The sequence below is a fragment of the Streptomyces sp. NPDC019890 genome (genome assembly GCF_044903445.1).
In the GTDB taxonomy this organism is placed as follows: Bacteria; Actinomycetota; Actinomycetes; order Streptomycetales; family Streptomycetaceae; genus Streptomyces.
Genome location: NZ_JBJDQK010000012.1, coordinates 34663 through 58157 on the forward strand (window position 1 = coordinate 34663; position 23495 = coordinate 58157).

Annotated in this window: 25 protein-coding genes; 14 read left to right on the top strand and 11 right to left on the bottom strand. The window is 71.3% G+C overall.

All coding sequences use genetic code 11. The features are described from left to right. Positions 1-75: 75 nt before the first annotated feature. A complete protein-coding gene (locus ACI2LP_RS27900; protein ID WP_404727411.1) occupies positions 76-810 on the top strand; it encodes a DNA polymerase beta superfamily protein in 735 nt (244 codons plus the stop codon). Here the strand turns inward: ACI2LP_RS27900 and ACI2LP_RS27905 are convergent. The 5 genes from ACI2LP_RS27905 to ACI2LP_RS27925 form a co-directional block, all read right to left on the bottom strand. Continuing rightward, positions 742-1479 carry a DNA polymerase beta superfamily protein gene (locus ACI2LP_RS27905; protein ID WP_404727278.1) on the bottom strand — a complete coding sequence of 246 codons (738 nt, stop codon included), beginning with the start codon at positions 1477-1479 and terminating at the stop codon, positions 742-744. The two genes, ACI2LP_RS27900 and ACI2LP_RS27905, sit on opposite strands and share 69 nt — an antisense overlap. 23 nt (positions 1480-1502) lie before the next feature. Then, positions 1503-1967: a Rieske (2Fe-2S) protein gene (locus ACI2LP_RS27910; protein ID WP_404727279.1), complete on the bottom strand. Its 465-nt coding sequence runs from the start codon at positions 1965-1967 to the stop codon at positions 1503-1505. A 10-nt stretch (positions 1968-1977) separates the two neighbouring features. After that, complete coding sequence (locus ACI2LP_RS27915) at positions 1978-2580, bottom strand: DUF6529 family protein (protein WP_404727280.1); 603 nt, start codon at positions 2578-2580, stop codon at positions 1978-1980. Between the two features lie 8 nt (positions 2581-2588). Further along, complete coding sequence (locus ACI2LP_RS27920; RefSeq protein WP_404727281.1) at positions 2589-3266, bottom strand: hypothetical protein; 678 nt, start codon at positions 3264-3266, stop codon at positions 2589-2591. Positions 3267-3349: 83 nt separating this feature from the next. Then, the gene (locus tag ACI2LP_RS27925) at positions 3350-3682 is read right to left on the bottom strand and encodes a DUF952 domain-containing protein (RefSeq protein ID WP_404727282.1); all 333 of its coding nucleotides are present in this window, start codon (positions 3680-3682) and stop codon (positions 3350-3352) included. 109 nt (positions 3683-3791) lie between these two features. Between ACI2LP_RS27925 and aroH the strand changes: the two genes are divergently transcribed. The 5 genes from aroH to der all read left to right on the top strand — a co-directional run bounded on the left by aroH (position 3792) and on the right by der (position 8390). Continuing rightward, positions 3792-4154: a chorismate mutase gene (aroH, locus tag ACI2LP_RS27930; RefSeq protein WP_404727283.1), complete on the top strand. Its 363-nt coding sequence runs from the start codon at positions 3792-3794 to the stop codon at positions 4152-4154. Continuing rightward, positions 4151-5236, top strand: coding sequence for a prephenate dehydrogenase (locus ACI2LP_RS27935; protein ID WP_404727284.1), 1086 nt, complete (start codon positions 4151-4153; stop codon positions 5234-5236). Before aroH ends, ACI2LP_RS27935 begins: the two co-directional genes overlap by 4 nt. Before the next feature lie 244 nt (positions 5237-5480). After that, positions 5481-6212 (top strand): (d)CMP kinase, encoded by a 732-nt coding sequence (cmk, locus tag ACI2LP_RS27940; RefSeq protein ID WP_404727285.1) that lies wholly within the window; start codon positions 5481-5483, stop codon positions 6210-6212. Continuing rightward, entirely contained in the window at positions 6122-6853 is a 732-nt protein-coding gene (locus ACI2LP_RS27945) for a lysophospholipid acyltransferase family protein (RefSeq protein ID WP_404727286.1), read from the top strand. Before cmk ends, ACI2LP_RS27945 begins: the two co-directional genes overlap by 91 nt. Positions 6854-6923: 70 nt before the next feature. Beyond that, on the top strand, positions 6924-8390 hold the full coding sequence (der, locus tag ACI2LP_RS27950; RefSeq protein WP_404727287.1) for a ribosome biogenesis GTPase Der: 1467 nt from the start codon (positions 6924-6926) through the stop codon (positions 8388-8390). A 77-nt stretch (positions 8391-8467) separates the two neighbouring features. Here the strand turns inward: der and ACI2LP_RS27955 are convergent, their stop codons facing one another. Next, entirely contained in the window at positions 8468-8743 is a 276-nt protein-coding gene (locus ACI2LP_RS27955; RefSeq protein WP_404727288.1) for a hypothetical protein, read from the bottom strand. A gap of 119 nt (positions 8744-8862) precedes the next feature. After that, on the bottom strand, positions 8863-9642 hold the full coding sequence (locus ACI2LP_RS27960) for a hypothetical protein (RefSeq protein ID WP_360881453.1): 780 nt from the start codon (positions 9640-9642) through the stop codon (positions 8863-8865). A gap of 531 nt (positions 9643-10173) precedes the next feature. Between ACI2LP_RS27960 and ACI2LP_RS27965 the strand changes: the two genes are divergently transcribed. Then, positions 10174-10824 carry a transglycosylase family protein gene (locus ACI2LP_RS27965; protein WP_404727289.1) on the top strand — a complete coding sequence of 217 codons (651 nt, stop codon included), beginning with the start codon at positions 10174-10176 and terminating at the stop codon, positions 10822-10824. Positions 10825-10899: 75 nt separating this feature from the next. Here the strand turns inward: ACI2LP_RS27965 and ACI2LP_RS27970 are convergent, their stop codons facing one another. Genes ACI2LP_RS27970 through ACI2LP_RS27980 form a run of 3 tightly spaced genes read right to left on the bottom strand, consistent with a single transcriptional unit; the run spans position 10900 to position 14499 of the window. After that, complete coding sequence (locus ACI2LP_RS27970; protein WP_404727290.1) at positions 10900-11559, bottom strand: ATP-binding cassette domain-containing protein; 660 nt, start codon at positions 11557-11559, stop codon at positions 10900-10902. Next, entirely contained in the window at positions 11556-14075 is a 2520-nt protein-coding gene (locus ACI2LP_RS27975; RefSeq protein ID WP_404727291.1) for an ATP-binding cassette domain-containing protein, read from the bottom strand. Before ACI2LP_RS27975 ends, ACI2LP_RS27970 begins: the two co-directional genes overlap by 4 nt. Positions 14076-14079: 4 nt before the next feature. Further along, complete coding sequence (locus ACI2LP_RS27980) at positions 14080-14499, bottom strand: hypothetical protein (protein WP_404727292.1); 420 nt, start codon at positions 14497-14499, stop codon at positions 14080-14082. A 148-nt stretch (positions 14500-14647) separates the two neighbouring features. Here ACI2LP_RS27980 and ACI2LP_RS27985 point away from each other — a divergent pair, with 148 nt between their 5' ends. From ACI2LP_RS27985 to ACI2LP_RS28010, 6 genes are all read left to right on the top strand, one after another. Further along, positions 14648-15172 carry a hypothetical protein gene (locus tag ACI2LP_RS27985; protein WP_404727293.1) on the top strand — a complete coding sequence of 175 codons (525 nt, stop codon included), beginning with the start codon at positions 14648-14650 and terminating at the stop codon, positions 15170-15172. Then, entirely contained in the window at positions 15150-16430 is a 1281-nt protein-coding gene (locus ACI2LP_RS27990) for an ABC transporter substrate-binding protein (protein WP_404727294.1), read from the top strand. Before ACI2LP_RS27985 ends, ACI2LP_RS27990 begins: the two co-directional genes overlap by 23 nt. 54 nt (positions 16431-16484) lie before the next feature. Continuing rightward, complete coding sequence (locus ACI2LP_RS27995) at positions 16485-17756, top strand: glycosyltransferase family 4 protein (RefSeq protein ID WP_404727295.1); 1272 nt, start codon at positions 16485-16487, stop codon at positions 17754-17756. After that, positions 17756-18544 carry a hypothetical protein gene (locus ACI2LP_RS28000; protein ID WP_404727296.1) on the top strand — a complete coding sequence of 263 codons (789 nt, stop codon included), beginning with the start codon at positions 17756-17758 and terminating at the stop codon, positions 18542-18544. Before ACI2LP_RS27995 ends, ACI2LP_RS28000 begins: the two co-directional genes overlap by 1 nt. A gap of 64 nt (positions 18545-18608) precedes the next feature. Further along, positions 18609-19598: a helix-turn-helix transcriptional regulator gene (locus ACI2LP_RS28005; RefSeq protein WP_404727297.1), complete on the top strand. Its 990-nt coding sequence runs from the start codon at positions 18609-18611 to the stop codon at positions 19596-19598. 265 nt (positions 19599-19863) lie between these two features. After that, positions 19864-20079, top strand: a complete 216-nt coding sequence (locus ACI2LP_RS28010; RefSeq protein WP_404727298.1) for an I78 family peptidase inhibitor — start codon at positions 19864-19866, stop codon at positions 20077-20079. Between the two features lie 339 nt (positions 20080-20418). Here ACI2LP_RS28010 and ACI2LP_RS28015 read toward each other — a convergent pair whose 3' ends face one another. After that, the gene (locus ACI2LP_RS28015) at positions 20419-21396 is read right to left on the bottom strand and encodes a phosphatase PAP2 family protein (RefSeq protein ID WP_404727299.1); all 978 of its coding nucleotides are present in this window, start codon (positions 21394-21396) and stop codon (positions 20419-20421) included. A 433-nt stretch (positions 21397-21829) separates the two neighbouring features. Here ACI2LP_RS28015 and ACI2LP_RS28020 point away from each other — a divergent pair, with 433 nt between their 5' ends. After that, complete coding sequence (locus tag ACI2LP_RS28020) at positions 21830-23467, top strand: MFS transporter (RefSeq protein ID WP_404727300.1); 1638 nt, start codon at positions 21830-21832, stop codon at positions 23465-23467. The last annotated feature ends 28 nt before the right edge of the window (positions 23468-23495 follow it).

Genomic DNA, 23495 nt, shown 5'->3' on the forward strand with positions numbered 1-23495 from the left:
ACTGAGGCACTGACTGATCCGCCGGCCGATCCGCAGGCTCACCCGCAGGATGATCTGCCGGCCGATCCGCTGGGCATGGAGCTCGGGCTCGTCGTCGCCGAACAGAGCGACCCGCTGCTCTTCGCCACCGTCTCCGGGGCGCATCTGTACGGATTCCCTTCCCGGGACTCGGACGTGGATCTGCGCGGTGTCCATCTGCTGCCGGTCGAGGAACTGCTGGGGCTGAGCGAGCCCGACGAGACCCGGTCCCGGATGTGGGACCGGGACGGCGTCGAGATGGATCTGGTCACACACGACGTGCGGAAGTTCGTACGGCTGATGCTGCGGCGCAACGGCTATGTGCTGGAGCAGTTGCTCTCGCCGCTCGTGGTGCACACATCGGACGCGCACGCGGAGCTGGTGGCGCTCGCCCCCGGCGTGCTCACCGGCCACCACGCCCACCACTACCGGGGGTTCGCCAACACCCAGTGGCGGCTCTTCGAGAAGACCCGGGAGCTGAAGCCGCTCCTGTACACCTTCCGCGCGCTGCTCACCGGTATCCATCTGATGCGCAGCGGCGAGGTGCAGGCCCATCTGCCCACGCTGCTCGGGGAGGTCGACGCCCCGGCTCAGCTGCCCGAACTGATCGCGGCCAAGGCGGCCGCCGAACACGGCCCCGCATCCGGGGTCGACCTGGAAGACGCGCGCGCCGACGTCAAAGCGCTGCTCGCCGTACTCGACGAGGCTCGCAGGGCCACGCGGCTACCCGACGAGCCCACCGTCTACGACGTGCTGCGTGACTTCGTCGTCCGCGTACGACTGGAGCGCTGACGTCCGGCGGGTGCGGACGAGGAAGTCCTCGACCCGTGCCCTGTCGGGCTCGGGCGGCAGCGGGGAGTCCGGCGCGGCCGCGTCGGACTCGGCGGCGAGGAGGGTTATCCACTCCTCGACCCGCTGCCACGGCACTTCGCCACGCTTGACCGCGAGCAGCCGCTCCCGGTCAGCGCCGACGTCGATCACCAGCTCGCCCGTACGCAGCAGATCGCGGCAGCTGCCGAGCAGCCGCAGCAGATGCATCGCGTGCTTCCAGCGCGGCGCCCCGTGCAGGCGCACGTCCGACTCCAGCTTCCGTCGCTGGCCCTCCGCATAGCGCACGAACGTCTGGTGAGCCCGGCGGGACAGGAACGCCCTGCGCAGCGAGAGCAGTTCGCGGCCGGTGTCGTCGATGCGCTCCACGAGCGGTGAGTGCAGACACTCCAGGACATTGGGATTCGCGCGCAGCGCCAGTTCGCAGAACCGCTCCAGCTCCCAGCTGAACTGCTCGTCGGCCGGCCCGTCGAGATGGGTCGGAGGCTTCTCGAAACGCCAGAACAGCGGCGTGGGCGCGAGGAAGACCCCACGGCGGTCCGTGTCGCTGCCGTCCGTGGCGAGCCCGAAGGCGCGCGAACCCATCACGCAGGAGTAGATCGTGTGGTCGCGCACCAGGTCCAACGAGGTCATGCGCGAGAGACTACGCGAGGGGTCTAGGCCAACAGGATGGTGTCCCCGGAGACGGTGATCTGCTTCGGCGGCAGCGGCTTCGGCGCGGGGCCGCCCGCCACCGAGCCGTCCGTGATGCGGTACTTGCTCCCATGACAGGGGCAGTTGATGATGCCGTCCGCAATCGTCTTGACCGTGCAGCCCAGGTGGGTGCAGATCGCGGAGAAGGCCTTGAACTCTCCCGACTCCGGCTGGGTCACCACGACCTTCTGGGCGTCGAAGACCTTGCCGCCGTCCACCGGGATGTCGGAGGTCTTGGCGAGCACCTCACCGGCGGGCGGCGACGCTGCCGCGGTCCCGCTCGGCTCGCCGCTGGGTGTGGCAGGCTGCGAGGTCGGCGTCTTCGACGCCGCGTCGCCGCCACCGTCCCCGTACTTGCTGCAGCCGGCCACCAGAGCGGCGGTACCCGCAGCGCCCGCCGCAAGCACCGTCCGTCGCCGCGCTTCCATAGCTGACTCCTTACGTAGTGACCCCCACCGTGCGGAAGAACCACAGCGCCGAGGTCAGCCAGATCACCGTGAGCGCCGTGAAGGCGGCTCCGCCGACGACCGGCAGCAGCCAGCCAGGCAGCCGTTCCGTTCGCAGCAGGAGCATCTTGGCGCTGAATGCGCCGAAGAAGAAGCAACCGAGCAGCGAGTGCCACATCACGCGTGTGCTGTACGTCTGATAGCCCAGCGCGTACAGGCAGTGGACGGCCACGGGCACCGCCAGCAGGAACGCGACCCGGCCCGACCAGCGGTGCAGAGCCGGGGTCCAGGAAGCGGCGCGCACGCCCGGCAGCCGTCCGTACATCGCGAGCGCCGAGACGAGCTGTACGAGGGCGAAGACGATGGCGGCCGTGCCCAGCCAGGACTTGACCGCGCCGGTGCTGCTGAAGCCGGCGAGATTGAAGGCCGTGCCCGCCGGGTCGTGCACTCTTCCGTACGCCCCGAGTCCGACCGCGACCGCGGCGGCGACCAGGGCGGGGACGAGGAAGCGCGCGGCGCCCGGGCGGGTACGGCCGCCCGGCGGGGCGGGGTAGGAGGCGGTGCGGGCGTTGGGGTCCACGGGGCCGAAGCTCATGACGCACCTCAGGGGACGACGGGGCGGGCGGTGAGCCGGGTGCCGTCCACCACGACGGCGCCGGATGCGGGGTCGATCCGGGGCGCGGCGGCGGGCTTGCCGTCGCGGTTGAGGATGCCGACCTGGCGGCCGTTCTGCAGAACGATCCAGCCGCCGTCGATCTTCGCGCCGCGCACCTCGGCGGTCGCGCGGTACAGGCCGGACGGCCTGACCGCCCTGGCGGCGCTGAACTGCCAGGTGCGGTCCCGGATTTCGACCGTACCGTCGATCTTCCCGGCGCGCAGAACGCCGTCGAGCCGCGCGCCGTGCTCGCCGGTCAGCCGCATGCTGCCGTCGCCCTTGACATCGCCCTTCAGCCAGGACTCCTGGCTGCTGCCGTCACAGAAGTACCCGATCGCTTTTCCGTCGCGTACGGACACGGAGACGGCGGCGGTGTCGTCGGCCGTACGGCCCGCGTAGTCGGAGTCGGGCGCCGGGGTCGGCGTTGCGGAGGGTGACGCGGGCGGCGCCGTGCTCGGGGCGGGCGTCGCGGCGGGTGTGGATGCAGGGCCACTCGGCCTAGGTGTCGCGGTGGTTCCGTCGTACGAGGAACTGGCCTTCGTCCCCGACGTGGCGTTGAGCGAGAGCATGAAAATGCCCAGCAACAGCCCGGCCAGCAGTGTGAGCAGTGGTCCTGACGGCTTCATGGGCGGCCTTCCCCGGTGGGTTGGGCATGCTCAGACCCCCCATGCAACTGCACCCGCAGCGCCGCGTCCAGTCATACGCTGCTTCACGCCCAGGGCGTGAGCTCCCGCGCATGGCCGTCCATGTCCCGGCGCACCGCGAGCACTCCGGTGACGGCCGCCCGCTCGATCGGCCCGTACACATGCGGGAAGAGCATGTCCGCGGAGCCCTCCCAGCGGACCTCGGCACCGAGCCCGGATTCGTCTATCCGGAGAACCAGCAGGTCCGGCACGTCCCGGTAGAGGCCGTCGGCGATGGCCAGTGCGGCCGGCTGGTCGGGCGAGCAGTGCACAAAGCCCTCGGTGGCCAGGGAGGCGGGGGCGTACGGACGGTCCACGTCCGCAGTCCATTCGTCCACGGGAACGACATGAAAGAGCATGTCGCCAGTTGTAGCGCAAGGCCGGCCGTCTCGGAGAGCGGTCGCCGCGGCCGTCCGCTCCGGGGCCTGACTACGCTGAATGCAGCACTCGCACATAAAGGAGCACGACGTGGCGGTACGAGCGGTCCGTGGAGCCGTCCAGCTGGAACGGGACGAGTCCGGGCACATGGACGAGCAGGTCAGCGAGCTGCTCACCGCCATCCTGGAGCGCAATGCACTCACCACGGACGACCTGATCAGCGTCTGGTTCACCGCGACGCCCGATCTGCACAGCGACTTCCCGGCGGCCGCGGCGCGCAAGCTCGGCATTGTCGACGTACCGCTGATCTGCGCCCAGGAGCTGGACATCGTCGGGGCCATGCCGCGTGTCGTCCGGATACTCGCCCATATCGAGTCCGACCTGCCCAAATCGGAGATCGCGCACGTGTACCTCGGTGCCGCGGCCGCCCTGCGCAAGGACATCGCCCAGTGAGAACCGCCGTCGTCATCGGTACCGGCCTGATCGGCACGTCAGCGGCCCTCGCCCTGGCGGGGCGCGGAGTCGCCGTACACCTCGTGGACCACGACCCGGAGCGGGCCCGTACCGCCGCCGCGCTCGGCGCGGGCACGGACGAGGCGCCGGAGGGCCGGGTCGACCTCGCGATCGTCGCCGTACCGCCGGCGCATGTCGCCACCGCGCTCGCCGACGCGATGCGCGCGGGGATCGCCCGCGGCTACCTCGACGTGGCGAGCGTCAAGGGCGGCCCGCGGCGCGAGCTGGAGGCGCTGGGTCTCGACCTGAGCGGGTACATCGGCACGCATCCGATGTCGGGCAAGGAACGCTCGGGCCCGCTGGCGGCGACCGCGGACCTCTTCGAGGGCCGCCCGTGGGTGCTGACACCCACACGCGACACCGACACCGAGGTCCTCAACCTCGGCCTGGAGCTGGTGGCGCTCTGCCGGGCCGTCCCGGTGGTCATGGACGCCGACGCGCACGACCGGGCGGTTGCGCTCGTCTCCCACACCCCGCAGCTGATCTCCTCGATGGTCGCGGCGCGGCTGGAGGACGCGGACGACACGGCGGTACGGCTCTGTGGCCAGGGCATCCGCGACGTCACCCGGATCGCGGCGTCCGACCCCCGGATGTGGGTCGAGATTCTTTCCGCGAACCCGGGCCCGGTGGCCGACGTGCTGGCCGGGGTGGCGGCGGACCTGGACGAGACGGTCCAGGCACTGCGTGCGCTGCAGTCCTCCGACGAGTCCAAGCGCCAGGACGGGGTCGAGGGCATCGAGGACGTCCTGCTCCGCGGCAACGCGGGCCGGGCCCGGGTCCCGGGCAAGCACGGTGCCGCTCCGGCGTCGTACGAGATCGTGGCGGTCCTGATCAGCGACCAGCCCGGCGAGCTGGCCCGGATCTTCGCGGACGCGGGCCGCGCGGGCGTGAACATCGAGGACGTCCGCATCGAACACGCGACGGGCCAGCAGGCGGGCCTGGTCCAGCTGATGGTGGTACCCGCGGCGGCGACGATCCTGACGGCATCCCTGCGCGAACGCGGCTGGTCGATCCGACAGTGACCCCGGCGGGCGCAATTCAGCCGTCCGGCGTTTGAGGACTGGGGTCCGCGGCGAAGCCCCGGTTCGGGAAGCCCAGCGCAGCGGCCCCACCGCCACCCGCACCCTGGCGGCGGCCCCATGGGGCCGAGCGCGGCGCCCGGGTGAACCGGTGCCGCCGTCCGTGTGTAAAGGCGGGCCCGAGTAATCGGTAACCTTGTTCGGGGCCCATCGGCAATTCCGCCTGCCCTCTCCGCGTACCAGGAAGGTGTCCGACACCGTGGAATCCGTGATCGTCGCCATCGACGGCCCCGCCGGCACGGGCAAGTCGAGCACGTCCAAGGCTGTCGCCGCCGCGCTGGGGCTCAGCTATCTGGACACCGGTGCCCAGTACCGGGCGATCACCTGGTGGATGATCACCAACGGCGTCGACGTCCAGGACCCCGCCGCGATCGCGACCGCCGCCGGCAAGCCCGCCATAGTCTCCGGTACCGACCCCGCCGCCCCGACCATCACCGTCGACGGCCTGGACGCCGCGGGCCCCATCCGCACCCAAGAGGTCAGCTCCAAGGTCAGCGCGGTCAGCGCCGTGCCCGAGGTGCGTGCCCGGATCACCGAGCTCCAGCGCTCCATCGCATCGGCCGCCGAGAAGGGCATCGTCGTCGAGGGGCGCGACATCGGCACGACCGTCCTGCCGGACGCGGACCTGAAGATCTTCCTGACCGCATCTCCCGAGGCCCGCGCCGCCCGCCGCAGCGGGGAGCTGAAGGGCTCCGACATCGCGGCCACCAGGGAAGCCCTGATCAAGCGGGACGCGGCCGACTCCAGCCGTAAGACGTCCCCGCTCGCCAAGGCGGACGACGCCGTCGAGGTGGACACCACCGAGCTGACCCTTCAACAGGTCATCGAGTGCGTCGTCACCCTCGTGGAGGAGCACTCGGCCGGAGCGGAGTCGAGGCGGAGCGCGACCGACCACACGGAGAAGCGGGGCGGGCGGTGACCGTAGCCTCCGAGAGGGGTGCGGCGGTCGGGCGTGGCATCGGCATCGGGCTCATGTACGGGCTGTGGCGGCCGCGGGTGCTCGGCGCCTGGCGGGTCCCGGCAGCCGGGCCCGTCATCTTCGCCGTGAACCACTCGCACAACATCGACGGGCCGATGCTGATGGGCACCGCGCCCCGGCCCGTGCACTTCCTGATCAAGAAGGAGGCGTTCGTCGGCCCCCTCGACCCGTTCCTGCTGGGAATCGGTCAGCTGAAGGTGGACCGCACGAGCACCGACCGCACCGCCATCACCAACGCGCTCGGCGTGCTGGAGAACGGCGGCGTCCTGGGGATTTTTCCCGAGGGCACCCGCGGTGAGGGAGACTTCGCCTCGCTGCGCGCCGGTCTCGCGTACTTCGCCGTGCGTTCCGGCGCCCCGATCGTCCCGGTCGCGGTGCTGGGAAGCACCGAGCGCCGTGGACGGTTGATACGGGCGCTGCCTCCGCTGCGCAGCCGGGTCGACGTCGTCTTCGGCGACGCCTTCGAGGCGGGCGACGGCAGCGGTCGCCGTACGCGCAAGGCGCTGGACGACGCAACCGTACGCATCCAGGAGCGGCTGACCGCCCACCTGGAAAACGCCAAGCGTCTCACCGGGCGCTAGGTAAGACTTGAGTAGTGGACCGCGCGATCGCGGGGCCATCGATGATGCAACGTAACGAGGTACGCACTTCATGAACGACCAGATCCACTCCGGCGACGAGCACGAGCACGGAGCGCTTGGCGACGCCGAGTACGCGGAGTTCATGGAGCTCGCCGCGGAAGAGGGCTTCGACCTCGAGGACGTCGAAGGCGCGATCGAGGAGGCCGGTCACGGCCCGCTGCCCGTCCTCGCCGTCGTCGGCCGCCCCAATGTCGGCAAGTCGACCCTGGTGAACCGCATCATCGGCCGCCGTGAGGCCGTCGTCGAGGACAAGCCCGGCGTCACCCGCGACCGTGTCACCTACGAGGCCGAGTGGGCGGGCCGCCGCTTCAAGGTCGTCGACACCGGCGGCTGGGAGCAGGACGTCCTCGGCATCGACGCCTCCGTCGCCGCCCAGGCCGAGTACGCGATCGAGGCCGCCGACGCGGTCGTCTTCGTCGTGGACTCGACCGTCGGCGCCACGGACACCGACGAGGCCGTCGTGAAGCTGCTGCGCCGGGCCGGCAAGCCCGTCGTGCTCTGCGCCAACAAGGTGGACGGACCGAGCGGCGAGGCGGACGCCACCGCCCTGTGGTCGCTCGGCCTGGGCCAGCCGCACCCCGTCTCGTCCCTGCACGGTCGCGGTACGGGTGACATGCTCGACGCCGTCCTCGAGGCGCTTCCCGAGGCCCCGGCCCAGACCTTCGGCAACGTCGTCGGCGGCCCGCGCCGCATCGCCCTGATCGGCCGCCCGAACGTCGGCAAGTCCTCGCTGCTGAACAAGGTGGCCAACGAGGACCGCGTCGTCGTCAACGAGATCGCCGGCACCACCCGCGACCCGGTCGACGAGCTGATCCAACTCGGCGGCGTCACCTGGAAGTTCATCGACACGGCGGGCATCCGCCGCCGGGTCCACCTCCAGGAGGGCGCGGACTACTACGCCTCGCTGCGCACCGCCGCCGCCGTCGAGAAGGCGGAGGTCGCGGTCGTCCTGATCGACGCCAGCGAGTCCATCAGCGTCCAGGACCAGCGGATCATCACGATGGCCGTCGAGGCGGGCCGCGCCCTGGTGATCGCGTACAACAAGTGGGACACCCTCGACGAGGAGCGCCGCTACTACCTGGAGCGCGAGATCGAGACCGAGCTGGCCCAGATCGCCTGGGCTCCGCGGGTCAATGTCTCCGCCCGTACCGGCCGCCACATGGAGAAGCTGGTCCCGGCGATCGAGACGGCTCTCGAAGGCTGGGAGACCCGCGTCCCGACGGGCCGGCTGAACGCCTTCCTCGGCGAGATCGTCGCCTCCCACCCGCATCCGATCCGCGGCGGCAAGCAGCCCCGCATCCTCTTCGGCACCCAGGCGGGCACCAAGCCGCCGCGGTTCGTGCTCTTCGCCTCCGGCTTCCTGGAGCACGGCTACCGCCGCTTCGTCGAGCGCCGGCTGCGTGAGGAGTTCGGCTTCGAGGGAACCCCGCTGCACATCTCGGTGCGGGTGCGTGAGAAGCGCGGCCGCAAGAAGTGACCCCAGGCTCATGACGCTGCCCCCGGACCGGTCGTCGGTCCGGGGGCAGCGTCATGCGGTCGCGTGCCTTGCTTGTTTCAGAGGCCTCTGCGGGGGCCGGGCGGCAGCGCGGCCGGCAGGTGCAGGCCACTGTGCGTACGGCTCATCGGGTACGGCTGCCAGCCCGTCCCGGGGTGGCCCGTCTGGCCCGAGGGTCTGCTGTGCGAGCTCATGCCGAAGGCCTTGAAGTCGAGATCCTCCTCGCCGCTGCGGTCGCCCGGCAGCGCCCTGAACGATCGGCGGTACTCGGAGTACAGCGCGTCGTAGATGGGCGTGAGGGAGGAGCCGACCGTCGCATCCCGCGAAGGACGCATGTTGGGGATCTGACTCTGGTACGGCTGGCGCGAGGGGTCGTATGAGTGCACGTTACCTGCAACGACCCCGCAGTCGGACGGATGCGGGCTGCGCCCGGCCGCATTCTTCCGGGGGAGCATCAGGTGCCCGCGAGCGGCATCGCGGCGGCCACCAGGCGGCCGCCGGCCGCGGCCTTCTCCAGCGCCTCGCGCAGCAGGTCCTCGCGCGGCTGCTGGCCGATCGAGCCGACCGGGGCGGCGTACACGAGCACCCTGTGCGACCTGTTGGCTGCCGCCCGCCAGCCGTCGGTGACCTGGAGGGGCTGATGGGCCTGCCACCAGGCGACCGGGCTGCCGCCGCCGGTGCCGGGCTGGAGCACGGCGTGCAGCTGGCCCATGGCGACCAGGACGGACCAGCCGGGCAGTTGACCGGGCAGCTGGTTCGCGTCGGAGATCGGCACGAAACCCTGCTCGATGAGGAGCGGGAGGAACTCGTCCCGGCCGTTGCCGGTGGTGCCGGGGCGTGCGATGGGCGCGGTCGGCTCGACGACCAGGGCGGGGTGCAGTTCGCCGTGGATCAGCACGAGACCGCTGGTGATGCCGAGCACGGCCTGATCCGGACCGGTGCCGGGCATCTGCGGCTCTTCGCCGGTGATGGAACGGACGGCGCCCTGCAGCTGGTCCTCGGCGACCTGGACGACCTGCGAGGGGATGCAGGTGGCGTGGGCGAAGGCGAGGACGGCGGTCTCCTCGCCGACGAACAGTACGGTGCTGGTTCGTTCCTGCTCGGAGTCGCCCGGGGTGCGGCAGGAGGTGCAGTCGTAGCTGCCCGGGGCGTTCTCGCCCGCGAGCAGCCGGTCGGCTTCTTCGTCGCCGATCTCGGCGCGTACGTCCTGGCTGACGTCGAGCATGCGCGGCACGGGTGGCTCCTCGGACTTGTCGGACTTGATACGTGCGCCGGGCGGTCCCGGCTCGTCAGGAGTTCAACGGGTGATCTGTGGCCGCAGTCACGCGCGACAGGGAACGGAATCGAACCATCCGGCGCAATCGGTCAAACGATGGGCGGAATCGGTTACTCCGCGTCAACAACAGCTGTGCGTACGGAAGTTGGTGCGGTGAACCCGGTCACAGATCTCTTCACCAGTTGGTCGACAAATCATGAAATCAGCGAATCAAGTGGGTGTCCGGATATCGCCGCTACTGCGAGTAACGGGTAACTGGCCTGGCACAACAGGGGATTGGTTGATGTCGGAGGCTTGACGTACCTAGATTCCTCCGCCGTGTGCAGAGAGCACCGCCCGGGACAGCCCGCCCGGCCGCACAGCCAGTGCGGCACAGAGCACCACCGATGCACCACCGCCTCAGGCGGGCTGGGCGGAGCGGACGAAGACGCCGGATGCGTCGAAGTCCGCACCGCTTTGAGGGACCCCGGGTCCTTCGAGAGGGATTTGATGTTCACGAGTTCCCGTTCCATACGCAGGCGTGACACGGCGGCGCTGGTCGGCGCCGCACTGGTGGCGCCGCTGGCCCTGCTCAGCGCCACGGGCGAGGCCCAAGCCGCGGACAGTGGGGTATGGGACCGCATCGCCCAGTGCGAGAGCGGCGGAAACTGGCACATCAACACCGGCAACGGTTACTACGGCGGGCTGCAGTTCTCCGCCGGGACCTGGCGGGCCTACGGCGGTGGGGCGTACGCGTCCACCGCCGACGGGGCGAGCAAGGCGCAGCAGATCGCGGTGGCCACGAAGGTCCAGCGGGCTCAGGGCTGGGGCGCGTGGCCCACCTGTTCGTCGCGGGCCGGGGCATACGGCAGCGCGCCGGCGTCCAAGGCGACGGCGGAGCAGCCCTCGGCCCACAAGGCCAAGCCCAAGACCACGTTCAAAGCCAGGACCTCGGCTCCGGCAAGGGTGCCGGAGCGGGCAACGGCCCACGCCGACCGCGGCAGCTCCCGCGGCGGCGACTACACCGTCCGGAGCGGCGACACCCTGAGCGGGATCGCGGCGGCGCACGGCACGAACTGGCGCGCTCTGTACGCCGCCAACAAGGCCGTCATCGGCGCTGATCCGGACATCATCGTGCCCGGGCAGCGGCTCGCGCTCTGAGGTGCACGTGGGCAGCCCCGCCGGTCCGGACCGGTGGGGCTGCCCACGGCGGTGACGGCGGGAGGCGATCGCGGGTCACTCCGCAGCGAGCTCGGCGGACTCGCCGCTGAACGCGACGGAGCCACGGCGCAGTTCATGGACGAGGACCGGTGTGCGGCCGTCGTCCAGACCGGGCGGCAGGCGCTGTTCGGCGACGACCACGGCGGCGTCGAGGGCGCGCAGGAGTTCGTACGTGCGTGCCGCGACGGCGGGCGACATGCCCTGGGCGGGTTCGTCGAGGAGGAGCACGCGGGCGGGCGACAGAAGTGCGCGGGAGACCGCGAGCATGCGCTGTTCGCCGCCGGAGAGCGTGCCGGCCCGGCGTGCCAGCAGTGGCCGCAGAGCGGGATAGCCGTCGAGGGCACGGGCGAAGTCCCCGTCCGGCGCGGCGAGTCCGAGATTCTCCGCGACGGTGAGGGTGTCGTACACGGCACGCAGATCCGGTACGAAGCACATGCCGCGGCGGGCCCGTTCGTGGGCGTGCAGGCCCGTGACGTCGGCGCCGCGCCACAGCACCCGCCCGGCGGAGAGCGGCACGGTCCCGGCGAGGGCGCGCAGGGCGGTGGTACGGCCCGAGCCGTTGCGCCCGATCAGCACGGTGAGGGCGCCGGCGGGCACGGGAAGGCGGACGCCGTGCAGGGCCTCCAGGGGGCCGTACCGTACGCGGGCGGCGCGCAGCTCGATCTCCAGGGTCATCGCACGATCCGCCCCGCCTCCATGACATGCACGGTGTGTGCGATGCGCGCGACGAGATCGAGATCGTGTTCGACGACCAGCACGGCCATGCCGTCGGCGGCGAGCGCGCCGAGGATGCGGGCGAGTGCCTCGGCCTCCACGGAGTCGAGCCCTGCGGTGGGCTCGTCGAGCAGCAGGGTGTGCGGCCCCCCGGCGAGCGCCCGCCCGATCTCGACGCGCCGCAGGGCCCCGGTGGAAAGGCCGGCGGCGGGCTGGTGCCGGATGGGCCCGTCGAGCCCGAGCAGCCGCAGCACGGGCCCGACGGCGGAGGGGTCGCGCCTGCGGCCCTGCTCGGCACCGATGCGTACGTTCTCCTCGACGGTCAGCGAGGGAAAGACCGCGAGCTGCTGGAATGTCCTGGCGATCCCGAGCCGCGTCCGCGCGTGGGCGGCACGCCGGGTGATGTCGACCCCGTCGAGCTCGATCCGCCCGGCATCGGGCCGCAGCGTCCCGCACAGACAGTGGAACAGGGTGCTCTTGCCGGCGCCGTTGGCTCCGACGAGGGCGGTGACCTGTCCTGCGGTGAGCGTGATGTCGACGCCGTCGAGGGCGGTGAAGTCCCGGTATCTGAGCCGCACTTGGCGGGCGACGAGCCTATGAGCGGACGCGCCGGAGCCGTGGGCCCGGCCCGGCCGGGGCTTTGTGCCCGTAGCCTCGCGGGTCGCTCCGGCCCGCACGCGGACCCGGTGTGAGCTCAGCCCAAGACCCCGCAGCGCCCGGTTCGGGCCGTCCGGGAAACGGCCGATCAGGATCGCCAGGATGCCGATCAGCGCCGCCGCCACGCCGCCGCGGGCTCCCGCGTCCAGGCCCACCAACAGGGCTGCCGCGACCAGCGGGCCCACCAGGTTGTCCGCGCCCAGGACCACCACCGCGGCGAACCAGAGCAGGCCGCGGACCGGGTCGTACGCCGCAGGGTCGAAGGCGCGCAGCCCCATGCCCAGCAGGCCGCCGCCCAGGGCCGCCAGGGCCGCGCCCAGGACGAAGGCGAGGAGTTTGAGGGAGGCGACGCGGACGCCCGCCGCCGAGGCGCCCGGCTCGTGGTCGCGCAGGGCCGCCAGCGCACGGCCCGTACGGCCCCGGCGCAGCGCGGCGACGGCCAGCAACGCGCCCGCCAGGACCACCAGTTCGACCACGTAGTACGCGCGGTCGGAGGAGAGTCCCGCCGGCCGCGACAGGGAGAGCCCCGCCGTCGCGTACGGCTGTGCGAAGACGAAGCGGCTCACCCCCACCCCCACCGCCAGCGTCGCCAGCGCCAGCGCCAGGCCGTGCCGGCCGATCGCCGGCCAGCCTGTCAGCAGGCCCAGGGGTGCGACCAGCAGCACCGCGACCGCCAGGGCGAGCAGTTCGGGCATCGCCGGAAGAGCGGGGAAGCGACCGGCCGCCAGCAGCGCGGTGAAGAGCGCGCCCAGACCCGCGTACGCCGCCTGGCCCAGCGAGATCTGCCCGCCCCGGCCCGTCACCACCACCAGCGACAGCAGAATCACCGCCAGCGCAGGAACCTGGATCGACGTTTGCAGGTCCGAGCCCGCGAGGCCCAGCGGGAGCAGGAAGAGGATCGTGGCCACCAGCCACACGACACCGGGCACGCGCACCGCCGGCTCGGCCGCCCGCGCCACCGTGCCCTGCGCGCCCACCCCCGGCAGCAACAGCGCCGCGATCAGCAGCGCCACCACGAACAGGTTCGCGCCCACCGTCTGGAGCAGGGACTCCTCCCATCCCGACGGATGCAGCCTCGTCATCTGAGCCTGCGCCACACCGATCGCCAGCGCCGAGACCACCGCCACGGTCAGGCTCTTCATCCGCGCCAGCACAGCGACCGCGATCACCTCGACGACCAGCAGCGGCAGACCGTAGGGATCCAGGCGTACGTACGGAGCGAGCAGCACACCCGTGAATCCGGCCGTGAACGAGCCGAACGCCCAGCCCACCGCCGACACCCGGTCCGCGTCGATACCGCCCAGCGCCGCGAGCGTGCGGTTGTCGACGACGGCGCGCAGTTCACGGCCGAAGCGGGTCCACCGGGTGACCGCGGTGACCAGCGCGGCCAGCAGCAGCACCGCCGCCAGCTGCACCCACGGCTCGTCCGGCAGCAGTTGCGGCGCATCCGCCCGTGCCCCGCTGCCCCACACCAGTGCCGCGCCCCCGACGAGAAGCACGAACACACCGATCGACGCGACCAGAGCGCGGGCCGGATCCACCTCGAGGATCGCGATCGGGCGGAAGACCAGCCGGTCCAGGACCAGCCCGATCCCGGGGGCGACCACCAGCAGCGTCACCGCCGCGGCCAGCGGCAGCGGCCAGCCCCACTCCACCGCGAACTGCCGCAGCACATACGCGCAGACCATCGCGATGGCGCCGTGCGCCAGATTGAGCACGCCCGTCGCCCGGTAGGTGACGATCAGTCCGATCCCGGTGAGCGCGGCCGCACTGCCGACCGCGAGCCCCGCGAGGGTGAGGTCGTACGTCAGCGAGCTCACCCGTTCAGACCCGCGGCTCGCACACGGGGCACGGGCCGAGCTTCCGGTCACCGACCGGCTCGGCCTCCGGTTTGCCGGCGACCAGCGGGCAGTCAGGGCGGTGCGCCAGCGTCCCGCCGGGCACACACAGCACGGGCCCGTCCGACGAGGGCGGGTCCCAGGCCGGGACGTCCGGCGTGGCCGGGGCCTCCGCCGCGCCGGCGGCCGTCCGGGCCTCGCTCCGTACGGCGATCCGTCCCGCCGCCACCAGCACCGCCCCTGCCACCAGCAGCGCCGCACCCGGCACTGTGCAGGAGGCCAGATAGGGGATCTGCCGCGCGGCGAAGCGCTCGCCGGACACTCCGTACCAGCCGATCGCGCACAGCACCGCACCTCCCGCGGCCGCCGCGAGCCCGCCCCACCACAGCAGCCGGGACGTCGGCATGAGGAGCCTCCCGCTCTGGTGACGTACGTCCGGTGACGGACGCCTGGTGATGTACCTCGGGTGATGTACGTCTGGTGATGTACGCCGATTCCTTGCACTATGCCCTGAACGGACAGACGCTGGAAGCCGACAACCGGTGGTGAGCCAGATGGTCCATGTCAGGCACCCCAGAACCGCGGCATGGGCGGCCGCCGCGGTACTGATACTCGTACCCGCCGCCGCAGGATGTTCGGACGAGGGCGGCGGCGGGTCCACGACCCCGACTCCGAGTGCCACGGCCCCGCCCACGGCCAGCGCGCCGGCCGCGAGCGCCCCCGCGGACCCCGCCGCCGCCAAGGCCGAGATCATGAAGAACTGGACGACGTTCTTCGATCCCAAGGCGACCACGGACGCCAAGGTCAAGGTCCTGGAGAACGGCGACCAACTGCGGCCGCTGCTGGCCGCGTTCAGCGGCGACAAGAACGCCGCGCAGTCCTCGGCGAAGGTCACGGACGTGCAGTTCACCTCGGCCACCGAGGCCACCGTCACCTATGACCTGCTGGTCGGCGGCACCCCCGCCCTGCCCGGCTCCAAGGGCAGCGCGGTCTACCAGGACCAGACCTGGAAGGTCTCCGTGAAGACGCTCTGCGCACTGGTCCAGCTCAGCGGCAATGCGGCCGCGCCGGGCTGCTGAAGCCCTGCTGCTCGCGGCCCTCCTGACCGGGAGCGCCGCCTGCGGCAGCCGGCTGCCGGAGAGCGCCTTCGAGGGCACCTCATCACCCGTACGCAGCAGCGGGGCGGAACCGATCCGCGTCGGGATCATCTCCAGCGCCACCAGCCCGGTCGGCGGCGCCGCCTTCACCGGTCCCGGCGAAGGAGCCAAGGCCTATTTCGACACGCTCAACGCCGACGGCGGCGTCGACGGCCGCCGCATCGAAGTGCTCACCTGCGACGACGGCGGCAGCGGCGTCGGCAACAACGAGTGCGTGCACAAGCTGATCGACGAGCAGAAGGTCTTCGCCCTGGTCGCCACCACCGCCCTGGACTACGCGGGCGCACCCCTCGTCGCCAAGGCCGGCGTCCCCGACATCGGCGGCCAGCCCATCGGCCCGGCCTACGACACCTATCCGCATCTGTACGGGATCTACGGCAGCCTCGCCCCGCGCACCGGCGACCCTCCCGGCTGGCACGGCACTCTCTACGGCGGCACCGAGGTCTACCGCTACTTCAAGAGCACCCAGGGCGCCCGCACCGCCGCCGTCGTCTCCTACAACCAGGCCTCATCCGCCGCGTACGCCCGTCTGATCACCCAGGGCCTGAGGGCCGAGGGCTATCACGTCGTCACCGAGCAGGTCGACTTCGCGCTGCCCAACTTCCGCGCCGTAGCGGCCGACATCGGACAGCAGGGGGCCGACCTCGTCTTCGACGCCCTGGACACACACGGCAACGCCCAGCTGTGCGAGGAGATGGACGCCGTCGGCGTGCACGTCACCGCCAAGGTCACCAATGTGCAGAACTGGGCGTCGACCGTGCCCAAGGACTTCAAGTCCGCGCCGAGCTGCCGCAATGCGCTGTGGGTGACCGGATCGAGCCGCAACTACGAGGACGTGTCCCATCCCGCCGTACGCGCATTCCGTGCCGCGATGAAGGGCCGCGAGCTCTCCCAGTGGCAGCTGGAGGGCTGGGCGGCCGCCATGTGGTTCACCGACGCTGCCCGGTCCTGCAAGGCGGATCTCAGCCGCGCCTGCGTCGAGCGGTTCATGAACCGCCCCGAGCCGTACACCGCCCGCGGGCTGCTGCTGCCCGTCACGTTCGAGAAGCTCGCCGAACCCCCGAAGACCCGCCGCACCTGTCTGTCCGTCGCCCGCTGGCAGGACGGCAGGGGCTGGGTCACCCAGGGCGACATGACCAAGAACTGCTTCACCGTGCCCCAGCTCCCGTATCGGCCTTAGGAGACAAGTAAAGTCCACTCCTGCACACACGAAAAACTGGGGGCGCGGCAGCGCATGCACATCTCTTTTCTGCTCCACAACGCGTATGGCATCGGCGGGACGATCCGGACCACCTTCAACCTCGCCGAGGCGCTGGCCGAGCGCCATGAGGTCGAGATCGTCTCCGTCTTCCGCCACCGCGACGAGCCCACCATGGGCGCTCCGGTCGGCGTCACCATGAAGCACCTCGTCGACCTGCGGACGAAGAGCCCCGGCTACGACGGCGACCACCCGGAGTACCAGCGCCCGGCCAGGGTCTTTCCCCGCGGCGACGGCCGCCACAAGCAGTACAGCCGCCTCACCGACGCCCGGATCGCCGCCCATCTGGGCTCCCTGCGGGCCGATGTCGTCGTCGGCACCCGCCCCGGGCTCAATGTGCACATCGCCCGCCAGACCCGCCGCGGCCCGGTCCGCATCGCCCAGGAACACCTCACGCTGGACAGCCACGGCCAGCGGATGCGCCGCGAGATCGCTCACCGCTACCCCCTCCTCGACGCGGTCACCACCGTCACCGAGGCGGACGCCCGCTCCTACCGCGAACGCCTGAAACTGCCCGGCGTACGGATCGAGTCGGTGCCCAACAGCGTGCCCGCCCCTCTTGTCGCGCCCGCAGACTGCGCCGGCAAGTGGATCGTCGCGGCCGGCCGGCTGACCGGGATCAAGCGGTACGACCTGCTGGTCAAGGCCTTCTCCAAGGTGGTCGCCGCCCGCCCCGACTGGCGGCTGCGGATCTACGGCAGCGGGGATGCGACCGGCAACGAGAAGAATGCGTTGCGCGCCCTCATCGACGAACGCGCCCTGCACAACCACGTCTTCCTGATGGGCCCCGCGAACCCCCTCGAACCGGAGTGGGTCAAGGGCTCGATCGCCGCGGTCACCTCAAGCCGGGAATCGTTCGGCATGACGATCGTCGAGGCGATGCGCTGCGGCGTCCCGGTCGTCTCCACCGACTGCCCGCACGGGCCGGGCGAGATCATCGATGACGGTGTGGACGGCCGTCTGGTGCCGGTCGGCGACGTGGACGCGATCGCCGACGCGCTGCTCTCGCTGATCGAGGACGACGAGCTGCGGCGGCGCACCGGAAAGGCGGCGCTCGCCGCCTCCGCCCGCTTCGACCCGGCACGGATCGCCGAGCGCCACGAGGCCGTGTTCACCGGGCTGGTCGCGCGTGGCGAACGCAGCCGCGTGCGCGACGCCGTGCTCCGCGGCCGGGCCGCGCTGTACGACGTCGTGTACTCGCTGCGCCGGCTGGCCGCCGACCTGCTCCGGAAAGGGAACAGACCCTGATGACCACGGACACCGAGCGACGGGCGCCCCGCGCCGACTGCATCGCCGACTCCGCGGGCGGCGTCACCTTCGACATCGCCGGAGCGGGCGCGCCGGACGCCGTGCTCGTGCTGAAGCGGCGCGGGGGCGAGGGCGCGGAGGACGAGGCACGACTACCGCTCACTCCTTCGGGGGACGGCACCTCGCGTGCCGTACTGCCGAGCACGGTCGAGCTGGCCGAGGGCAATTGGGACGCGTACGTCGGCGACGAGGCCGTCGAGCCCGGCATACGTGATCTGCGGGCGCTCGTGGACCGCGCGCCCGACGCCGACGGGGTCGCCGCGCGGGTCCCGTACCCGACCGTGGACGGCAGGCTCGCCGTGCGCTCCTGGCTGCGGGCCCCGCACGCCGAGGCCGGGGACATCACTCTCGCGCCGGAGCGTGGTGCCATGACGGTCCAGGGCGTGCTGTACGGCGCCGAGCTGGGGGAGGGGGCCGTCGCCGAGGCGCGGCTGCGCGGCAGCTCCCATGTGCTCCGGGTCCCGGCGAGCGGCGGGGGCAGGGCTTTCTCCTTCACCCTGTCGTTCGGTGCGATGGCCGAACAGCCCCTCGACAAGGAGCAGTTGTGGGACCTGTGGCTGCTGCCCGCGGCGGACGCCGACGGGATACGGATCGCCCGCCTCCTGGACGACCTCTGGGACAGGAAGAACATCTTCGTCTACCCGGCGCGGACGACGGACACCTACCGGGCTCTTCCCTGCTACAAGAGCGACAACGAACTCTGTGTCCGGGTCGGCGCAGTGAGCTGAAGAAGGTCTGATGCGCCGGCCTTGAGGACAGCGGCTGTCCTCAAGGGCTGGCAGACTTCCGTGCATGTTGGAGACCTCGGCACGCCTGCTGCGCCTGCTCTCACTGCTGCAGGCCCACCGCGAATGGTCCGGCGCCGACCTGGCCGACCGGCTGGGCGTCACACCGCGCACGGTACGGCGCGACGTGGACCGGCTGCGCGAGCTCGGCTACCCGGTCAACGCCAGCCCCGGCACCGGCGGCGGCTACCAGCTCGGCGCCGGTGCCGAGCTGCCCCCGCTGCTGCTCGACGACGAAGAGGCGGTGGCCGTCGCGGTCGGCCTGCGCACTGCCGCCGGCCAAGGCATCGAGGGCATCGGCGAGACCTCCGTACGCGCCCTGGCCAAGCTGGAGCAGGTGCTGCCGAACCGGCTGCGCCGCCGGGTCGGTGCGCTCAACGCCTTCACCGTGCCGATGCTGCGGGCGCCGCAGGCCCAGGTCGACGCCTCCGTCCTCACCGACCTGGCCAACGCCTGCCGGGACGGCGAGCGCTTGCGCTTCGCCTACCTCGACCACGGCGGCTCCAGCACCCGCCGCACCGTCGAACCGCACCGCCTGGTGTGCACCGAGCGCCGCTGGTATCTGGTCGCCTGGGACCTGGACCGCGGCGACTGGCGTACGTTCCGGGCCGACCGGATCACCCCCAAGCCGCCGCACGGCCCGCGCTTCGCGCCCCGTACCCCACCGGCCGAGGATCTGGCCGCGTATGTCTCCAAGGGCGTCTCCACCCACGCCTACGCAGCGCAGGCGGTCATCCGGCTGCACACTTCCGCAGAGCTGGCCGCGCAGATCGTCGGACCCTCCGACGGCGTCCTGGAGGCGGTCGACGAGAGGACCTCGCTGCTGCGCACGGGGGCGGCGAGCCTGGACGTACTGGTGATCCACGTGATGCTCATGGGCGTGGACTTCGAGGTGGTCGAGCCGCCGGAGCTGACCGAGCACATCAGGGCGGTCCGGGACCGCCTTTCCCGTGCCCTCGACGCCGGGACCGTTCCAAGCAGCGGGGGGATTGTGTAAGGAACCGGTGAATTCTCCAGCGGTCTGTCAATTCATCCGCCGACGTCCGCCCCGGACAATTCGACGCGGGAATTCAGCATGATCACCAAGGGGTTTCGAATTGTCATGGGGGCCGCGATGAACTGCTCGTTCGAGTGACGGAGTTTGAGCTGAACGCGTGTCGCGGTCCTGTGACAGAAGCGTGACCGGTGGGGTACGTGAGGCTGCTGACGCAGGCTTCGCCCCCCGCTTCCGTCACCGTCCGCGGCCGCCTACGGTGGGTGTCATGGCACCGAAACCGACCCCTCCCGCACAGCCCGACGACTCTCCGGAGTCGTATGTCGGCCTCCCCGCCGAGGGCGCCGAGCAGCAGGCCCGTGAGCGCGGCTGGACCACCGTCAGGTCGCTCCCGCCGGGCGCGATCATCACCATGGAGTATCTGGTGGGCCGGCTCAACTTCGAGGTGCAGGGCGGCAAAGTCACCCGCTGCTGGCCGGGCTGACCGCCCCGACTGGCACATGGCAAAGGCCCCGACCTGCTGGTCGGGGCCTTTTGCACGCCTTGACGAACCGGGGTGACTGATTGGTGGGTCTCCCTGCGAAACCCACCGCCGGACAGCAACCACCAACGCTCCCTGGCCCATGTCCACCACGAACCAGGATGACTGATTGGTGGGTCTCCCTGCGAAACTCACCGCCGGACAGCAACCACCAACGCCCCCTGGCCCATGTCCACCACGAACCAGGGTGACTGATTGGTGGGTCTCCATGCGAAACCCACCGCCGGACAGCAACCACCAACGCCCCCTGGCCCACGTCCACCACGAACCAGGGTGACTGCTTCAGCCGCCCGTCACCGGCCGTGAGGTCGGTGGACGGCGGCTGCCGGACGGCGTGACGGGAGTCCGCTCGGAACGCACCGTGTGCGGCCTGGGCTGGGCGAGTTGGGTCGTTGTGCGGCCGGTGGCCCTGCCGCCGACCGCGGCCACCGGCTCGCGAGCCGGCTCCTGCTCTTCGGCCGGCCCACGCTGCGGGAATATCCCCGGCCTCGGCCCACCGACGGCAACCGGCCGCGAGGGAGCGAGCCGACGACGCGCACGCCACTGCTCGCGCAGCGAGAGGATCCAGGCCTCCGCGCTGCCGATCAGCGGCTCGCACCAGGGCAGCGCGAGCAGGATCAGCAGCCCGGCCGCCCAGCCGAGCAGCACATCACTCAGCCAGTGCGTGCCGAGGTACACGGTGGTCAGTCCGACGCCCAGGGAGACCACTGCCGACAGGGCCGACAGATAGCGTCTGGCCCGCGGAGTGGTGGCCAGATACGCCAGGATTCCCCAGGTCACGACCGCGTTGGCGGTATGTCCGGAGGGAAATATATCGCCGCCGGCGAAGAGCTCGGCGGAGCCGATCTGCGTCGCGTAGTGGGGGCCGAGCCGGCCGAGTCCGATCTTGACGGCGCCCACCGTCGCATTGAGCAGGAGCAGCGCGGCGCCGAGGGCCAGCAGGGGACGCAGCGTGTGCTGGCGCCAGGAGCGCCAGCCCAGCCAGGCCGCCACCATCACGGCCGTCGGTCCGCGCTGTCCGAGCACCACGAAGTAGTCGAGGAAGGCGTGCAGCTCCGGCCACTGCTGGTAGGGCCGGAAGAGCATGACCTTCCAGTCGATGATCACCAACCAGGTCGGGGCCAACACGGCCACGACGATGGCGAGATAGAACGCAGAAGTCCCGCCGAAGAGGGCGAGACGGATGCGGCTCATCCGCGGGATCTCTATCTTCGGCGGCTCCGGCTCCCGGTCCAGGCGGGCAAAGATGTCGGTACGCACCCAATCGACGTTACAGCGAGTGAAGGTGCGGCTAGGCCGAACCAGCGTCTTTGTGATGACGATGTGATGTGGAGTAGGTCTCAGATCGGCATTTATTCCGGGCTAATTCGGAAATCCCGGTGACCTTGCATCCGTATTGCTCCGGGGCCCCTCACCTGGGGTCCTTTCTGGGAAGCAAATAATAGTTCACCGCCGTCCCGTACGGAATTTTCCTCTCGTTCGGCGGTGTCCGGGACCGGTCCCGGACCGGCCGTCGCGTGGCGTACGCCACATGCCGGTGTCCGACGAGGTGAGAGCTGGGCCACGCGCGGCACGCCGGAACTCGCGTACGCTGACGGCTCACTCGCCCGTCGATGCCGGGCCGCCCCGCGGGACAGCGGTACAGTCCCGGGCCGGCCCGCCGAGCGCGAGGGACTCACTGGGAGGTACGTACATGTCCGTGACGACCACGGCCGGAGCACGTCTGCGTGCCGCCGGCGGCGGTGCAAACCGCTGGGTCGTCCTCGTCGTCCTCTGCGTCAGCCTGCTGCTCGTCGCGCTGGACGCGACCGTGCTGCACGTCGCGGTGCCCGCCGTCACGGAGGATCTGCGCCCCAGCGGCGTCGAGCTGCTGTGGGTCGTGGACGCGTACCCCCTCATCTGCGCCTCGCTGCTGATCCTCTTCGGCACGCTCGGCGACCGGGTCGGCCGCCGCCGGGTGCTGCTGCTCGGCTACGGCATATTCGGCATCGCATCCGCGGTCGCAGCACTCGCGACCACGCCGGAAGTGCTGATAGCCGCCCGTGCACTGCTCGGCGTCGGCGGCGCGATGATCATGCCCGCGACGCTCTCGATACTCCGCGCGGTCTTCCCCGACCGGCGGGAGCGGGCGACGGCGATCGGCATCTGGACCGCGGTCGCCGCGGTCGGCGCGGCCACCGGACCGGTCCTCGGCGGCTTTCTCGTCGAGAACTTCTGGTGGGGTTCGGTCTTCCTGATCAACATTCCGCTGATGGCACTGATACTGCCCGTCGGCCGCTGGCTGCTGCCCGAGTCTAGGGGCGGCGCCGACGGGCCCTGGGACGTGCTCGGCGCGCTGATGGCCGCGGCCGGAGTGCTCGGCGTGGTTCTCGGTGTGAAGCGACTGGGCGCCGGCGACAGCCTCCTCGACATCCGCACGACCGCACCGCTGCTGCTGGGCGCCACACTGCTCGCCCTGTTCGTACGGCGCCAAAGGCGCCGCGAACACCCGCTGATCGACATGCGGATGTTCGCCAGGGCCGCCTTCTCCACCTCGGTCGGCTGCATCATCCTCGCGATGCTCGCCCTGGTCGGCCTGGAACTGATAGCCGTCCAGTACCTCCAGCTGGTGCTCGGTCTCAGCCCGCTGGAGACCGGTCTGCGACTGCTGCCGCTCACCTTCGCCGCGATGGCCGCGGGCGCCACCGGTTCGCACACGCTGAACCGCACAGGCCCGCGCCGGATGGTCGGCTGGGGCTTTGTGCTGACCGCCGCCGCGGTGCTGCTGCTGGTCCTGATGGGACAGCACGACCGGCCCTGGCTGCTCACCACCGCCTTCGTACTGCTCGGCTTCGGACTGCAGACCACGCTGTTCGGCGCGTACGAGTCGATGCTCAGCGAGGCCCCCGCGGACCAGGCCGGCGGAGCGGCCGCCATCGGCGAGACCTCCTACCAGCTGGGCGCGGGCATGGGCATCGCAATGCTCGGCAGCGTCATGAACGCCGCCTACGCCCCCGCCTTCTCCTCGCTCGCCTCAGTCCCGGCCCGGGACAGGGCGGCGGCCTCCCACTCGCTGGGTGAGGCCTACCAGGTGGCGGACCGGCTCGGCGGCCCGGCCGGCGAGGTGCTGCGCACCACGGCCCGCCACTCCTTTGTCAGCGGACTCCATGTCACGCTCCTGGTCAGCGTGGGTCTGCTGCTGCTCGGCGCGCTCGCCGCGCTGCGACTGCCGAAGATCATGGAATGCGCGACGGCGGTCGAGAAATGCCCCAGGCCGCGGCGTCCGGAGGTCTCGCTCCCGGCGAGCCGCGAACCGGCCGAGGCCACCGGGTCTGGACGCGCGGCACACTGAGTCGTAACGTCGTGCGGAGCCCGTAACT